A 15,446-nucleotide genomic window follows, 5' to 3' on the forward strand; every position below is an offset into this window, starting at 1 on the left:
CAGGTGACGCGCCCGCGCCCCGAGATGCTCACAGCGACCGCTCGCCGTCTCAGCGAACACACGAGGCGCGGTGCCCCACGAAGCGCGCAATGGCCCGAGGCGCGGTGCCCCTCGAAGCGCGCAATAGCCGAGCATCGTCTCAACGAACACGTGACGCGCGGTGCCCCACGAAGCGCGCAATGGCCGAGCATCGTCTCAACGAACACGTGACGCGCGGGTGCCCCGAGACGCTCGTAACGACAGCTCGCTGTCTCAGCGATCACATGATGCGCGGTGCTCCCGGAGGTGCTCGCAATGGCCGTGCGTCATCTCAACGAACACGTGACGCGTGGACACCATCAGTGCTCGCAAGGGCCGTGCGTTCTCTCGACGAGCACATGAATCGCGGTGCTCCCGGAGGTGCTCGCAATGGCCGCGCGTTGTCTCAGCGAGCACATGACGCGCGGTGCCCAGAGGTGCACGCAATGGCCGAGCGTCGTCTCAACGAACACGTGACGCGTGGACACCAGAGGTGCCCGCAATGGCTGTGCGCCGTCTCAGCGATCACATGATGCGCGGTGCTCCCGGAGGTGCTCGCAATGGCCGTGCTTCGTCTCAACGAACACGTGACGCGTGGACACCATCATTGCTCGCAATGGCCGTGCGCCGTCTCAACGAAGACGTGACGCGCGGACACCAGAGGTGCTCGCAATGGCCGCGCGTCGTCTCAGCGAGCACATGAGGCGCGGTACCCGAGCCGCTCGCGCTAACCGAGCGTTTCGACCTGGAGCACGTGCTGTCCCAGCCGGACCCGGTCTCCGGGACGCAGGGGGCGCTCCTCGCCCGCGGGGATGCGCACGTAGGTGCCCAGGCCGCCGGACAAGTCCCGCAGGAGCGCTCCGGTCGGCGTGGGGGACAGCTCGCAGTGGCGACCCGCGAGGCCCTCGTCGCCCGGGAAGCTCAGGTCGCAGTGCGCCTGTCCCAGCGTGAGCAGTGGGGCGGCTGTCACCACCGCGCGGCCTCCCCGGCCACCGAAGATGACCTCCTCCACGCCGTACACGGCCTGCCCGAGCGGCACGGGAGCGCCGTAGACGATGGGGCGACCGGCCACCGGCGCGGGCGTCTCCAGTCGGCCCGTGAAGCGGAACAACCGCTGACCCGCGCTGAAGTGGGTGCGCGCGGTGATGGCCTCCGTGCCCGCCACCGTGACGAACACACCGGAGGCGCTGGACTCGTCCCGCACGAAGAGCGCGCCGTCCTTCACCAGGAAGGTGGCGTGCAGCGGCGACACGAAGCCGTCATCCGGGAAGAGGATGGCGCCGCGCTGGCGGCCCACCACACAGCCCGTGACGGGAAGCTTGTAGCGCTGACCCCGCGTCGAACCCGCGATGACCGCCAGTCCGAAGCGCGAGGCCGCGGGGGCGGGGCGGGGGGCCGCGACCGGGGGCGCCGTGGCACCTGTCCGGCCAGGGAGGGCGGAGTCGGGCACCGGGGGCGGCGGACGCGTGTTGGCGGGCCCTGCGGGCGCGGTGCCTCGAGGGGACAGGGAGGGAGGGGTCGCCGGAGGCGCGGTCGGAGCAGGGGGGCGGGTGGCGGCGGGCCGCTCCACCATCAACCCGGCAGCGGCCGTCGGAGGCGGCGTCCGGGCCGAGGGGCGCATTCCCGGAGGGATGGCGCTGGGCGGAGGCGGCGTGACGGGGGGGCTGGCGGGCTCCGCCGGCCGGGGGCCAGGGAAGGAGGCCACGGCCGCGGGCCGGCCCCCCTGGGGCGTCGCGGCGGGTGGGCGCGCCGTCGCCGCGGGCTTCGCGGCGGCAGGCCGAGCGGCCGGGGCATCCCCGAGGGCCTGGCCGCAGAGCACGCAAGAGGCCGAGCGCGGCGGATTGAACCCGTCACAGTTCGGGCAGACCACGGAGAGAGCCGACAACAAGAGCTGTGACATGGGCGAACCAGAATCTACGGGCGCGTAAAACGTCGGGTCAACGAAAGCGAACGCGATGGGTGGGACAAGCCCGGAAGAGAAATGTGACAGGTTCCGTGGGGCAACGTTGCCCCCCCTCCGGCACGAAGTTACGATTCCCCCTGCTTCGATGATCCGCCTGAACGACATCCTCCAACGGGTTTCCTCGTACCACCCGGACCCCGACCTGGACATCATCAAGAAGGCCTACGTCTACTCGGCCAAGGTGCATCAGGGCCAACTGAGGAAGTCAGGCGAGCCCTATCTCGTCCACCCGCTCGAGGTGGCCGGCATCCTCGCGGACCTCAAGCTGGACGAGGCGTCCATCGTCACCGGTCTGCTCCACGACACCATCGAGGACACGCTCGCCACCGCGGAGGAGCTCACGGAGCTGTTCGGCGCGGAGGTGGCCCAGCTGGTGGACGGCGTCACCAAGCTGTCCAAGTTCTCCGCGTCCGCCACGCTCTCCCAGGAGGAGAAGCAGGCGGAGAACTTCCGGAAGATGATCATCGCGATGGCGCAGGACATCCGCGTCATCCTCGTGAAGCTGGCGGACCGCACGCACAACATGCGGACGCTGGACCACATGAACGAGGAGAAGCAGGCGCGCATCGCCCAGGAGACGCTGGACATCTACGCGCCCCTGGCGAACCGGCTCGGTATCTCCTGGATCAAGACGGAGCTGGAGGACCTGAGCTTCCGCTACGTGAAGCCGCAGGAGTTCTTCGGCCTCCAGGAGAAGCTCAACAAGCGCAAGAAGGAGCGGGAGAAGTACATCGAGGACACCTGCGACCTCATCCGCTCCAAGCTCGCGGAGCGCGGACTGAAGGGCGAGGTCTCCGGCCGCTTCAAGCACGTCTACAGCATCTACAAGAAGATCAAGTCGCAGGGCATCGACTTCGATCAGATCCACGACATCATCGCCTTCCGCATCATCTCCCCCGCCGCGCCCGCCTGCTACGAGGCGCTGGGCCTGGTGCACGAGATGTGGAAGCCGGTGCCGGGTCGCTTCAAGGACTTCATCGCGATCCCGAAGCCCAACATGTACCAGTCGCTGCACACCACCGTGATTGGCCCGTTGAGCGAGCGCGTGGAGGTGCAGATTCGCACCGCGGAGATGCACAAGATCGCCGAGGAAGGCATCGCCGCGCACTGGAAGTACAAAGAGGGCAAGGCCGTCATCTCCAAGGATGACGAGAAGTTCGCCTGGCTGCGCCAGCTCATGGAGTGGCAGCAGGACCTGAAGGACCCGAAGGAGTTCCTCGAGACGGTGAAGGTGGACCTCTTCACCGACGAGGTCTTCGTCTTCACGCCCAAGGGCGACGTGCGCTCGCTGCCGCGCGGCGCGACGCCGGTGGACTTCGCGTACGCCATCCACTCGGACGTGGGCAACCGGTGCGTGGGCGCGAAGGTGAACGGCAAGATTGTTCCCCTGCGCTACAAGCTGAAGAACGGCGACACGGTGGAGGTCCTCACCAGCCCGCAGCAGCACCCGTCCAAGGACTGGCTCACCTTCGTCAAGACGAGCCGCGCGCAGCAGCGCATCCGCGGCTTCATCAAGCAGCAGCAGCGCGAGAAGAGCCTGCAACTGGGGCGCGAGCTGACGGACCGCGAGTTCAAGCGCTTCCAGCTCAACTTCAACAAGCTGCTCAAGTCCGGCGAGGTGAAGAAGGTCGCCGAGGAGCTGGGCTTCCGAATCGAAGACGACCTGCTGGTGGCCATCGGCTACGGCAAGGTGACGCCGCAGCAACTGGTGCAGCGCCTGGTCCCCGAGGAGAAGCGCAACGAAGCGGAGGCCACGCCCCGAGGCGACGGCTCCGGCAACGGCTCGCACGCGGGAGGCTCGTCCATGCTCCCCGGGCTGTCCCGCGTGACGGACCTGGCCAAGCGCCTGGTGGGCCGCAGCAACCGCAGCGGCGTGCAGATTGGCGGCGTGGACGATGTGCTCGTGCGCTTCGGACGGTGTTGCAACCCCGTCCCCGGCGACCCCATCGCCGGCTTCATCACCCGGGGACGGGGAGTCACGGTGCACACGGTGGGCTGCGAGAAGGCGTTGGCGACGGACCCCGAGCGGCGCGTGGACGTGAGCTGGGACGTGCGGGGTGACTTCAAGCGCCCCGTCACCCTGCGCGTGCTGACGGCGGACCGGACGGGTCTGTTGGCCGACATCTCCAACATCTTCTCGAAGAAGGGCGTCAACATCTCCCAGGCCAACTGTCGGGCCACGGGCGATGACCGGGCGGTGAACACCTTCGAGGTCATCATCTCGGACCTGAAGCAGCTCACGGACCTGATGCGCACCATCGAGCGCCTGAGCGGCGTCTACTCCGTGGAGCGAATCTAATCCGCCGCCTTTCGTGCTAGAGCGCCCGAGAAATCCGGCGGCCTGTCTCTCAGGGCCGCCCGAACCCTCGAGGTGCGCTCCATGGCTCGGAAGACTCTTCACTCGGACCAGGCTCCCAAGGCCATTGGCCCGTACTCGCAGGCGGTGCAGGTGGACGCCGGGAAGCTGACCTTCCTCTCCGGACAGATTCCCCTGGACCCCGTCACCATGGAGATGGTGCAGGGGGACGTCGTCGCCCAGGCGGAGCGGGTGATGCTCAACCTCCAGGCGGTGCTGGCGGCGGGCGGGCTGGACTTCAGCCACGTCGTGCGCTGCACCATCTTCCTCACGGACCTGGGTGACTTCGCCAAGGTGAACGAGGTGTACGGCCGCTACTTCACCGGCGCGCCGCCGGCCCGCGCCACCGTGCAGGTATCCGCGCTGCCCCGCGGCTCCAAGGTGGAGATCGACGCCATCGCCGTCTCCTGAGCGTCCTTCCCCCGTCGTCCAAAGCAAGAGGCCGCCGGACCTTGTCGGTCCGACGGCCTCTGGTGCTTCAGGGCTCGAGAAGCAGCCCGGTGGAGCGGATTACTTCCCGTCCGCCGCGACGGCGCCGGCCTTCTTCAGCTCTTCATCGATGATGCGCTTGAAGCCGTCCAGCGGCTGGGCGCCCACGAGCGTCCGGCCGTTGATGAAGAACGTGGGGGTGCCGGTGGCGCCCAGGCGGGAGCCCTCGGCGGCGTCCGCGTCGATCTGCGCCGCGAACTTGTTCTCGTCCAGGGCGGCCTTGAACTTGGCGACGTTCAGGCCCAGCTCCTGCGCGTACTTGTCCAGGGACGCGCGGTCCAGCGCGCGCTGGTTGGCGAAGAGCTTGTCGTGCATCTCCCAGAACTTGCCCTGCTCGTGCGCGGCCAGCGCGGCGGCCGCGGCGGCCTTGGCGTTGCCGTGCATGGGCAGCGGCTGGTTCTTGAAGGCCACCTTCACCTTGCCCTGGTACTGCTCCTCGATCTGCTTGAGCGTCGGGACGACGCGGCTGCAGAAGGGGCACTCGAAGTCGGAGAAGGCGACGATGGTGACGGGCGCGTTCTTCGGGCCCTTCACCGGGGCGTTGCCCACGTCCACCTTCTGCACGGGCGGCTCGGCGGGGGCGCCCGCGGGAGGCGCGGCCGGAGCCTCGGCGACGTTCTGCGCGTTCAGCTTCGCGTAGAGCTCCTCGGCCTTGGTGCCGGAGGCCAGCAGCTTGTCGGCCTTGGCGATCTCCTCGTCGATGAGGCGCTTGAAGGAGTCGAAGGGCTGCGCGCCCACGAGCTCACGGCCGTTGACGAAGAACGTCGGCGTGCCACTGGCGCCCACGGCGGTGCCGGCGGCGCTGTCGGCCTCGACCTTCGCCTTGTACTTGCCGCTGTCCAGCGCGGCCTTGAACTTGGCGACGTTCAGGCCCAGCTCCTGCGCGTACTTCTCCAGGGAGGCGCGATCCAACGCCTTCTGGTTGGCGAAGAGCTTGTCGTGGAACTCCCAGAAGCGACCCTGCTCGTTGGCGGCCTCGGAGGCCTCGGCGGCCAGCTTCGCGTTGGCGTGGAAGGGCAGCGGCTGGTGACGGAACACCACGCGCACGTCCTTCGGGTAGTCCTTCTTGATCTGCGCGAGCGTGGGGCCCGCGCGGCTGCAGAAGGGGCACTCGAAGTCGGACCACTCGACGATGGTCACCTTGGCGGTGGCGGGACCGAAGGCGGCCGCGTCGGCCGGCACGTCGATCTTCCGCACGGCGGGCGCCTGCTGCTGCGGGGCCGCCTTCGGCGCGGCGCGCTCGGCGCCCTTCTCGATGATCTTCGCGTACACCTGGCTGGCGGGAACGCCACCCTTCACCAGGGCCTCGGCCTTGCCCAGCTCCTCGTCGATGAGGGCCTTGAAGTTGTCGATGGGCTGCGCGCCGGAGAGGAAGCGGCCGTTGATGAAGAAGGCCGGGGTGCCGCTCGCGCCGAGCTGGCTCGCCAGGGCCTGGTCCCGCTGGATGGCCTCGGCCAGCTTGGGGCTGGTCAGGTCGGCCTTCCACTTGTCCAGATCCAGACCAATCTCCTGCGCGAACTGCTGCAGGGACGCGTCATCGAGCTTCTTCTGGTTGGCGAAGAGCTTGCCGTGCATCTCCCAGTACTTGCCCTGCTCACCGGCCGCGAGAGCAGCCAGGGCCGCCGGCTTGGCGCGGGGGTGGAAGGACAGCGGGTTCTGACGCATCACCACGCGCAGCTTCTTGCCGTAGTCCTCCTCAAGCTTCTCCACCGTCACATTGGCGCGGCTGCAGAAGGGGCACTCGTAATCCGAGAACTCCACAATCGTGACAAGGGCATCGGCGTTACCCCGGGTGGGGGAACCTTCGATGGGAACCTTGAACACGGTGGGGTCCACCGGACGACGCGCGGGGTTGGCCTGACCAGCTTGCGCAGCGGGCTTGGTGGTATCGGTCTTCGAGGACGGGCCGCTGTACACACGGCCGCCAACGAAACCAAGCACCAGGCCGACCAGCAGGGCCACGATGATATTGGGCTTCATGGGTGGGTTCTGCTCCTTCGCCATAGGTCCGACTCCGGCCCCGAGCGTGGATGTGCGAGAAAGATTGAGAGGGCCGGGGTACTTAACAGAGGGATTTCCAGACACGCAAGCCGAGTGGAGACGCACTCCGCTCGGCGAACAGGCCCCTCAGGGGCCCGGAAACTGGGCGGTTCTCGGAAAAATTCCGCATGCTCGGATCTGCGCGGTGCGAGAGAGTCCTTGAATGGACATCGCAGTGCGCGTGGACACCTCTGGGGCATATTGCCCCGTGCCCATCCTGGAGATCGCCAAGGTGATGAGGCGCCTGCCCGTCGGCGCCCTGGTGGAGCTCATCTCCACGGACCGGGGGCTGGAGGCGGATCTGCCCGCCTGGTGTGAAGCGACGGGCCACGAGCTCGTCCGTCTGGAGCGCAGAGGGACGAGCTACGTGGGCTGGGTGCGCAAGGCGGGCTGACGCCCGAGCGCACTCCCTCTCTAGAGCAGCTGGAGGACGCGGTCCTCGAGGCGCCGGCCGCGGCTGACGCCGAGGATGAGCACGCCGCTCTGGAGCAGGTGGGCCACCACGCGGCTGATGACTTCCTCGGGCTTCGCCTGTCCGCCGAAGCGCACGACGAGGATGCCCTCACCGTCCATGCGCGCGTCGGTGACGTCGGGCAGGGCGGTCAGCTCCGGGGGGATGACCATGCCGCTGGCGATCTGCACGCGGAACTCCGCGCCCTGTCCGGTGAGCTCGGACATGGTGCCCGCCTGCGCGAGACTGCCTTTGTCGAGGATGGCGGCCGCGTCGCACAGCTCCTCCAGCTCCTGGAGGTTGTGGCTGGAGACCACCACCGTCTGTCTGCCCTTCATGTCTTTGATGACCTGACGCACCTGCGCGGCGATGCGCGGGTCCAGGCCGGCGGTGGGCTCGTCCAGCAGCACCAGCGGCGGGCGCCCCATCAGCGCCTGCGCCATGGCCGTGCGCTTGGCCATGCCGTGGCTGAGCGCCTGCGTCTGGACCTTCCACGCGTCCATCAGCCCCACCTGCTCCAGCGCTTCACGGGCCTCGTTCTCCGGAGTCGCGAGCCCCGACAGCTTCGCCCAGTACGTCAGGAGCGCGCCCACTTCCCAGCCCGAGGGCAGCACCGCGTCCTGCGGCAGCGCCCCGACGCGGCCCTTGAGGGCCCCGGGCGTGGAGGGGTCCACGTCCATGATCTTGAGCGTGCCCTCGGAGGGGTAGAGGTACCCACACATCATGGAGAAGGTCGTGGTCTTGCCGGCGCCGTTGGGGCCGATGAGGCCATACACCGCGCCCCGGGGCACCGAGAAGCTGACGCCGTTGACGGCGACCTTCGGGCCGAAGCGCTTGGTGATGCCGAACAGTTCGATGGCCAGGTCGCTCACAGGTCCCTCGCGCGCAGGGCCCCGTAGGCGCCCAGAAGAAAGAGGGTCGCGAAGCCCGCGTAGGCCGCGCCGCTGATGCCGAACTCGGTGAACTTCGGGTGCAACAGGTCCCCCGCGTAGTTGGAGGGCGACAGGTAGCGCAGGAAGCGCAGCGTGCCCGTCTCTCCCGAGGCCCGGCCCACCGTGTCCATCAGCCAGAAGACGAACAGGAGGATGAAGTTGAAGACCAGGCTCACCCCGGGCGTGCGGAAGAGGCTGGAGCACAGCGTGGTGAGGGCCACGTACGCCAGCGAGAAGACGATGGCGGCGAACCAGAACTTGAGCAGGTTGATGATCAACGCCGCGGAGCCGAAGTCGGGGTTGGCGATGCGCGCGTAGATGAAGATGGCCAGGTCGATGACGAGCACCAGCCCCACCAGCAGCGCCGCCTGCGTCAGGAACTTGCCCAGCAGCACCGACGAGCGCCGCGCGCGCACCGTCAGGTAGCGCATGGAGCGGGGGGCCACCTCGCCGCTGATCTGATCGAACCCCATCAGCGCCACGTAGGCTGGCAGGAAGAAGAGGGTGACCTTGAAGACGAGCAGCACCTCGATGGGAACCTGCGCGAGCGCCTCCATCATCGAGGTGTCGTTGCTGGTGAGGAAGCCCAGCACGCCCTTGCGCGTCTCCTCCATCAGCCTCGTGGCCGACTCCGCGTCGGCACCGGCGCCCGCCAGCCGCTCGTTCATCGCGGTGCGCAGGTCACTGGTCAGCTTGCCAATCACCAGCAGCACCAGCGCGGAGAACATGCTGTAGAGCCCGAGCAACACCACCGCGCGACCACTGCGCACGGCCCGTTGAAGCTCGGCGCCCCAGATGACCAGGGTTTCTTTCAGTCCGTCCAAAGTGTGGGTGACCCTATCGGACTTGCACACTCCACCGCCAAGTTTCTGACAGGAGCGGCAATCAGGCGGGCAGGGAAGCGTCCGTGGACAGCGAGCCTCCAGCCGCTAGGATTCGCGTGCTGCTCCTGCCCCCTCTCAGCCGCCCCCCTCGCGCCGCACATGACGATTCGCCGCCGCCTCCTGTCCGCCGCCGCGCTGCTTCCCCTCGCTCTGCTCCTGGGGGCCCAAGAACCCGTCCAGGGGGGCGCCTCCGTCGAGGCCCCGGCCGCCAGTGACTCTGGAACGGGGGCGAATGGCGCGAGTCAGGCCGCTGCCTCGACACCCACGGCGGGTCCTTCTGGGACGGCGAGCGGGTCCGGCGCCGGTGTGGCCATCTCGGGCGCGGGGGATTCGGGAAGCGACCCGGGCGCGCATGCCGGAGGAGGGGGCACCATCGCGTCCCCGTCTCCCGCTGGCGGAGAGGACGGCGGAACGAGCGCCGAGGCCGAGGCGGTGGCGGCCGCCGCGGTGCAGGGTGGGGCCGATGCGGGGTTGACCACGCTGGTGACGGTGCCGGGGCTGCTGCCGCCCACGCCGGTGCCCTCGCGACTGACGGCGCCTCCCATGGCGAAGCTCCAGACGATGCCTCGCGCCGCGGACCTGATGGCTCGCGCGAAGCTGCAGGGCGAGCGGCTGGTGGTGAAGGAGAAGGACGGGCACACGCGCGCGCTCACCGTGGACCCGGTGCTCCAGGCGTCGCTGACGAAGATCCTCCGCGACTATGAGGTGCCGTATGGCGCCGCCGTGGTGCTGGAGCCCTCGACGGGGCGGGTGCTGGCGCTCGCGGAACACTCGCAGGCGCAGCCGGAGCTGCGAGGGCTGCCCTACCGCGCGGTGTTCCCCGCCGCGAGCATCTTCAAGATCGTCACCGGCAGCGCGCTGCTGGAGGCCGGCGTCACGCCCACCATGGAGGAGTGCTTCCACGGCGGGAAGCGGCGGCTCACCGAGAAGCACCTGGAGGACAGCGAGCGCGACGGGGCCTGCTACTCGCTGGCGCTCGCGATGGGCAAGAGCGCCAACGTCATCTTCGCCAAGCTGACGCAGAAGCACCTCACTGCGGATGTGCTGCGGCGCATGGCCGCGCGCTTCCGCTTCAACCGTGAGATTGACTTCGTGGTGCCCACGGACGTGTCGCTCGCCGCCGTGCCGGAGGACGGCTTCGCCCTGGCCAACACGGGCGCCGGCTTCGGCGACGTCTACCTCTCGCCCCTGCATGGCGCGCTGCTGGCCTCGGTGGCCGCGAATGACGGACGCTGGGTGGACCCCGTGCTGGTGGAGCCGGAGCAGGGCTCGCTGCTGCCTCCCGAGGGCGAGCGCGTGCTGACTCCCGAGGCGGCCCGCGCGCTGACGGACATGCTCGAGGAGACCGTCACGCACGGCACCGCGCGCGGCATCTTCCGCGAGCGCAACTTCCGCGTGGACAACGCCGTGGGAAAGACGGGCACGCTCGCGGACCGCAATCCGTTCCGGGACTACTCGTGGTTCGTCGGCTTCGCGCCTCGCGACAACCCGCGCGTCGCCGTGGCCGCGCTCATCGTCAATGACCCGAAATGGCGCATCCGTGGCACCTGGCTGGGGCGCGAGGCGCTGCGGCTCGGCCTGGAGCGCGTGCCCGCCCCCGTGGAGCTGACCGCGCCCGCGTCCGCCGCGGGCAAGCACTGAGCGGGTGGTCGACGCGCCACGCGGTGCGCTTCACCAGCGGGGCCGCCGCCGTGGATGCACGTGCGTGCGGCCCGTTTCCTTGACGGAGCAGGCACTGTGCGGGAGGACGACTCGCCGCGCGGTGCGCTTCACCAGCGCAGTGACGACGCCTCCGTGGATGTACTGGCGTGCGGCCGGCCTCCTTGATGGAGCAGGCACCGCGAGGGAGGACGACTCGCCGCGCGGTGCGCTTCACCAGCGCAGTGACGACGCCTCCGTGGATGTACTGGCGTGCGGCCCGCTTCCTTGAGGGAGGCAGTCACCGCTGGGGTGGACGACGCGCCGTGCGGTGAGCTTCACCAGCGCGGGGACGACGTCTCCGTGGATGCACTTGCGTGCGGCCCGCTTCATTGACGGGGCAGGCACCGCGCGGGAGGACGACTCGACGCGCGGTCAGCGCGCGGTGAGCTTCACCAGTCCCATGTCCACGAAGCCGTGGAAGAACTTCAGCGCTTCGAGTTCTTGCAGCGGAGACACGTGGACGATGGCGGCGATGTCCCGGCGGCCGTCGACGCGTGAGAGCAGGTAGCGCTCGGGCGCGGTGAGCTGGAGCGTCTTCAGATGCGCGGGCGACACCTGGAGCGCCGGCACCTTCGTGGCGTCCATCAGCTCCCGGCGCAGCTCCGCCAGCAGCTTCTCCTGCGCCGCCTTCACCAACGCCGCCGAGCGGGACGTCGGGGACATCTCGTGCGCCCGTCGCGCCAGCGCCTCGCCGTCGCGCACGTTGCCAGCGTCGAGGAAGAGCTGCGCCGCCTGGAGCACCTCGTCCGATGACGACTCCGAGCCGATGACGCCCGTGTCCTCCGGCTTCTCCACCTCCACCACCGCGGACGTGACGGGCACGGGGGCCTCGTCCGAGACCTTCACCGCGTCCAGCCGGTAGAGCGCGTACAGCCGCTGATAGAGGAAGAAGTCCGTGGCGTGCAGCGCCCTGGCCAGCCCGTCGATGCTCAGGCCGTCCTGGATGAGCTGGACGATGCGCTCGTCCATGCTGCCGGGCTTGCGCTCGGGCAGCTTGCGTTCATCCACGGACAGCCGCACCGCGCCGGAGGGGAACACCGCGCGGATGGCCTCCCACGCCGTCTCCCGGAACTCGCCCTCGCGGTGGATGTCCATCAGGTCCACCTCGATGTCGAGGCCGGCGATCTCCGGGGCCGTGTCCGACGCCTCGAAGGTGAACTCGCCCTCCCTCCAGTGGAAGGCATCCAACATCATCTCCCGGAACTTGTGGCTCAGCGTCGAGCGCGCCGTCGCTTCCGGCACCACCCCGGTCATCACCAGCACCTTGCCCAGGAAGACGCGCGTCTGGGCCTGGGTGCTGAACGCCTTCTCGAGCTGGGCCTCCGTCAGATGCCCCATGGTGATGAGGAATTGACCGAAGTACTCCCGATGCTGATTGGAGCTGGCGCAAATCACCTGGCCATCACGGAGGACCCATTGCTTGCGGACCTCCCCTCGCTCCACCTTCAGCGAGCCAGTGGCTCGACGGTTCCCGAGGTAGACGACGAGGTCCTTGAGGGGCATCGTCGGTAAGTCACCAGTCAGACCGCGCATCGACCGTCCATCCTGCCCGCCATGAGAGTCGAGATCTACTCGAAACCCAAATGCTCCCTCTGCGACAAGGCAGCCGACGTCGTGGACGCCGTCCGCGCTCGCATCCCCTTCGAGCTGAGGCTCATCTCCATCCTGGAGGACCCGGCGCTCTTCGAGCGCTGGCGCTACGACATCCCCGTGATCGTCATCAACGACGTGCCCGCCTTCAAACACCACGTCACCGAGGCCGAGCTGGAGGCCCGGTTGCGTGAGGTCCAAGGTGGCATGTCCATTGCTAAAACCGATGCCCAGGATGGGTAGCCGAGCGCCCTTCCCTTGGAAATCCGGGGGGATGAAGAGAGCAGGGAAGGGCTGGGGACTGTAATTCCGGGCACGTGCCGGGGGAGTGGTGGAGAAAATTCTGGTGGGGAGGCGGACGTGGTGGGCGTGAGACGCAAGCGGGTGGGGAAGGCGGCGCAGCCGCCCACCGTGCTGCTCATCGAGCCGCGGGCGGACGACCTGGAGCGGACCCGGATGCTCCTCGGGGAGGCCGGCTTCCGGGTGGTGCCAGTGACTCGCTTCGACGCGGCGGTGCCGCTGTTCGAGGTCATCCGCCCGGACGCGGTGCTGCTGGCGGTGCAGGCGCCGGACTATGGCGCCGTGCAGGTGGCGAGGAGGCTGCGGCAGATCAGCCGGGGCACCGTGCCGTTGCTCTACATGGTGGACCCCCACGACGTGGGGGCCTACCAGCACTGTCTGGAGAAGGGGCAGTGCGTGGACGTCGTGCCGCGGTCGGGCAGCGGGTCGGAGCTGGCGGTGAAGCTGCACGCGCAGCTGCGACTGAAGGCGGCCGTCCTGCGGGCGGCGTCAGGTGAGGAAGAAGACACGGCGCTGGCGCTGCATGACCCGGTGACGGGGCTTTACAACAAACCGTTCCTGCTCTCGCTCCTGGGCCTGGAGGTGCGCCGGTGCGAGCGGTATGGCGGGAGCTTCTCCGTGATCTCCGCGGAGGTCGGGGGCTGGAGTGCGATGCGCAAGGAGTACGGGCGCGGCATGGCGGAGCGTCTCTTGGTGTACAGCGCGGTGGTGCTGGGACAGACGGTGCGGGAAGCGGACGCGGTGGCCCGGGTGGGTGAGAGCCAGTTCGCGCTGATGTTGCCGGGGACTCCGGCGGAGGCGGTGCCGGTGATGCTGTCGCGGGTGGCCGCGCGCTTCGAGTCGGCGCGTTTCCAGGTGGACGGTCGAGTGGTGCGCACCACGTTGGAACTGGGGGCGGTGAGCTTCCCGGACACGGTGGGCACGCCTCAGCAGCTTTTGAGCGCGGCGCAGCAGGACATGCGGCGCACGCGTGAGTTTCGTCGGATGGCCGGGTCCATGACCCGGCTCTCGGTGTGAGGATGGGCGGAGGTTCGATGCAGAGGGCGAGCGGAGGCGAGGGGATGGATCGGATCGCGGTGCTGGTGGTGGATGACGAGGAGTCGGTTCGCACCTTCCTGTCCGAGTTGCTCGGCAGCGCGGGCTATCAAGTGCGCTGCGCGGGGAGTGGCGCGCAGGCGTTGGAGATGCTCGCGGGGGGCTCGTTCGACGCGGTGTTGCTCGATGTCGTGATGCCCGAAATGAGTGGCCTGGAGGTGCTGCGTCGCTACCGGGGCCAGGGTGGCAATGCCCCCGTGGTCGTGCTCAGCGGCCTGACGGGCGCGGACGACGCCGTGCGCGCCATGAAGATGGGCGCCAGCGACTATCTGTCGAAGCCCCTGGGCAATGATGAGTTGCAGGATGCCCTGGCCCGGGCGCTCGGCACGCGCGTGCCTGATCGCCAGGTGGTGCCTCCGCCCCTGGCGCCGCGTCCGGCGGTGGACACGGCGGCGGAATCCCGGGTGCTCATCTCCTCGTCTCCCTCCATGCGGCGGGCGCGGGCGCTGGTGGAGCGCATCGCGAACGAGAACGTCCCGGTGCTGCTCCTGGGCGAGTCCGGCACGGGCAAGGAGGTCATCGCGCGGGAGATCCACGCACGCAGCCAGCGTCGCGGACGGCCGTTCATCAAGGTGAACTGCGCGGCGCTCCCTGGCGAACTCCTGGAGAGCGAGCTGTTCGGACACGAGCGCGGCGCGTTCACGGGAGCCACGGCGGAGAAGCCCGGCAAGTTCGAGCTGGCCGACCAGGGCACCATCTTCCTGGACGAGATTGGCGAGATGGCCATCCGGCTCCAGGCCAAGCTGCTCCAGGTGCTGCAGGACGAGGAGTTCTTCCGCGTCGGTGGCAAGAAGAGCGTCCGCGTGGACAGCCGCGTGGTGGTGGCGACCAACCGCGACCTGGAGAAGGAGATTGCGCTCGGCAACTTCCGCGAGGACCTCTACTACCGCCTCAACGTGGTGGCCATCCGCCTGCCGCCCCTGCGCGAGCGGCGCGAGGACGTGGTGCCGCTGACGGACCACTTCCTCAAGAAGTACGGCCGCCAGTACATCGCCGGCGTCTCGGAGCTGCCCACGGAGGTGCTGCAGGCCTTCGCGGACTACGACTGGCCGGGCAACGTGCGCGAGCTGGAGAACATGGTGCGCCGGCTGTGCGTGCTCAAGGACCCGACGCTGGTGCTCGACGAGCTCAACGCCGCGGGTCGCTCTCCGGCGAGCGCGCCGTCCCTTCCCACCGCCTTTGGTGGCGACGACAGCGGCTACGGGCACCGCGCGGTGGAGGAACATCCGCGTGGGCACCAGGGCTCGTCCGTCCAGGTGCTGGAGATGCCCTCGCGCAGCGTGTCCCCGACCACGGCGGCTGCGCACAGCCAGGCCCATGCGTCCGCGGTGATGGAGCCGATGAACTCCGTGATTCCGGCGCCGCGCTACGTCAATCCGTTCGATGTGCCGCAGCCTCCGCCTCCGCCTCCACCGGCGGGAGAGCTGTCGCTGAAGGACATCGGCAAGCGCGCGGCGATGCTGGCCGAGCGCGAGGCCATCCTCGCCATGCTCCAGCGCACCGCGTGGAACAAGCGGCGCGCGGCCGGCAAGCTGCGCATCAGCTACAAGGCGCTGCTCTACAAGATCAAGGAGTGCGGAATCATCGACCCGCGCGCCAGCGCGGAGCTGTGATCGGTACGCCACGG

At 68.8% G+C, this 15,446-nt stretch carries 12 protein-coding genes; 7 read left to right on the forward strand and 5 right to left on the reverse strand.

Features of this window, described 5'->3' with window-relative positions; all coding sequences use genetic code 11:
* Positions 1–745: 745 nt before the first annotated feature.
* Positions 746–1,918, reverse strand: coding sequence for an FHA domain-containing protein (locus HUA74_RS38815; protein ID WP_174458616.1), 1,173 nt, complete (start codon positions 1,916–1,918; stop codon positions 746–748).
* A 148-nt stretch (positions 1,919–2,066) separates the two neighbouring features.
* Between HUA74_RS38815 and HUA74_RS38820 the strand changes: the two genes are divergently transcribed.
* Both HUA74_RS38820 and HUA74_RS38825 read left to right on the forward strand, forming a co-directional pair.
* Entirely contained in the window at positions 2,067–4,280 is a 2,214-nt protein-coding gene (locus HUA74_RS38820) for a bifunctional (p)ppGpp synthetase/guanosine-3',5'-bis(diphosphate) 3'-pyrophosphohydrolase (protein ID WP_174458617.1), read from the forward strand.
* Between the two features lie 81 nt (positions 4,281–4,361).
* Positions 4,362–4,748, forward strand: coding sequence for a RidA family protein (locus HUA74_RS38825; protein ID WP_217443685.1), 387 nt, complete (start codon positions 4,362–4,364; stop codon positions 4,746–4,748).
* A 99-nt stretch (positions 4,749–4,847) separates the two neighbouring features.
* On the opposite strand, the gene HUA74_RS38830 is transcribed toward HUA74_RS38825, so the two are convergent.
* Complete coding sequence (locus HUA74_RS38830) at positions 4,848–6,806, reverse strand: thioredoxin domain-containing protein (RefSeq protein ID WP_174458619.1); 1,959 nt, start codon at positions 6,804–6,806, stop codon at positions 4,848–4,850.
* Positions 6,807–7,029: 223 nt separating this feature from the next.
* Between HUA74_RS38830 and HUA74_RS38835 the strand changes: the two genes are divergently transcribed.
* Positions 7,030–7,260, forward strand: a complete 231-nt coding sequence (locus tag HUA74_RS38835; protein ID WP_174458620.1) for a sulfurtransferase TusA family protein — start codon at positions 7,030–7,032, stop codon at positions 7,258–7,260.
* Between the two features lie 20 nt (positions 7,261–7,280).
* On the opposite strand, the gene HUA74_RS38840 is transcribed toward HUA74_RS38835, so the two are convergent.
* Both HUA74_RS38840 and HUA74_RS38845 read right to left on the reverse strand, forming a co-directional pair.
* The gene (locus tag HUA74_RS38840; protein WP_174458621.1) at positions 7,281–8,189 is read right to left on the reverse strand and encodes an ABC transporter ATP-binding protein; all 909 of its coding nucleotides are present in this window, start codon (positions 8,187–8,189) and stop codon (positions 7,281–7,283) included.
* Complete coding sequence (locus HUA74_RS38845; RefSeq protein WP_217440346.1) at positions 8,186–9,073, reverse strand: ABC transporter permease; 888 nt, start codon at positions 9,071–9,073, stop codon at positions 8,186–8,188. Before HUA74_RS38845 ends, HUA74_RS38840 begins: the two co-directional genes overlap by 4 nt.
* Positions 9,074–9,232: 159 nt before the next feature.
* Here HUA74_RS38845 and HUA74_RS38850 point away from each other — a divergent pair, with 159 nt between their 5' ends.
* Positions 9,233–10,774, forward strand: coding sequence for a penicillin-binding transpeptidase domain-containing protein (locus HUA74_RS38850; protein WP_174458623.1), 1,542 nt, complete (start codon positions 9,233–9,235; stop codon positions 10,772–10,774).
* Between the two features lie 432 nt (positions 10,775–11,206).
* Here the strand turns inward: HUA74_RS38850 and HUA74_RS38855 are convergent, their stop codons facing one another.
* Positions 11,207–12,367 carry a DUF4388 domain-containing protein gene (locus tag HUA74_RS38855; protein ID WP_174458624.1) on the reverse strand — a complete coding sequence of 387 codons (1,161 nt, stop codon included), beginning with the start codon at positions 12,365–12,367 and terminating at the stop codon, positions 11,207–11,209.
* Positions 12,368–12,388: 21 nt separating this feature from the next.
* Between HUA74_RS38855 and HUA74_RS38860 the strand changes: the two genes are divergently transcribed.
* The 3 genes from HUA74_RS38860 to HUA74_RS38870 all read left to right on the forward strand — a co-directional run bounded on the left by HUA74_RS38860 (position 12,389) and on the right by HUA74_RS38870 (position 15,432).
* On the forward strand, positions 12,389–12,667 hold the full coding sequence (locus HUA74_RS38860; RefSeq protein ID WP_141645295.1) for a glutaredoxin family protein: 279 nt from the start codon (positions 12,389–12,391) through the stop codon (positions 12,665–12,667).
* A gap of 120 nt (positions 12,668–12,787) precedes the next feature.
* Complete coding sequence (locus HUA74_RS38865; RefSeq protein ID WP_246137420.1) at positions 12,788–13,741, forward strand: GGDEF domain-containing protein; 954 nt, start codon at positions 12,788–12,790, stop codon at positions 13,739–13,741.
* Positions 13,742–13,785: 44 nt separating this feature from the next.
* Positions 13,786–15,432, forward strand: coding sequence for a sigma-54 dependent transcriptional regulator (locus HUA74_RS38870; protein WP_174458625.1), 1,647 nt, complete (start codon positions 13,786–13,788; stop codon positions 15,430–15,432).
* Positions 15,433–15,446 lie beyond the last annotated feature (14 nt).

This window comes from Myxococcus sp. CA051A (assembly GCF_013336705.1).
In the GTDB taxonomy this organism is placed as follows: domain Bacteria; phylum Myxococcota; class Myxococcia; order Myxococcales; family Myxococcaceae; genus Myxococcus; species Myxococcus llanfairpwllgwyngyllgogerychwyrndrobwllllantysiliogogogochensis.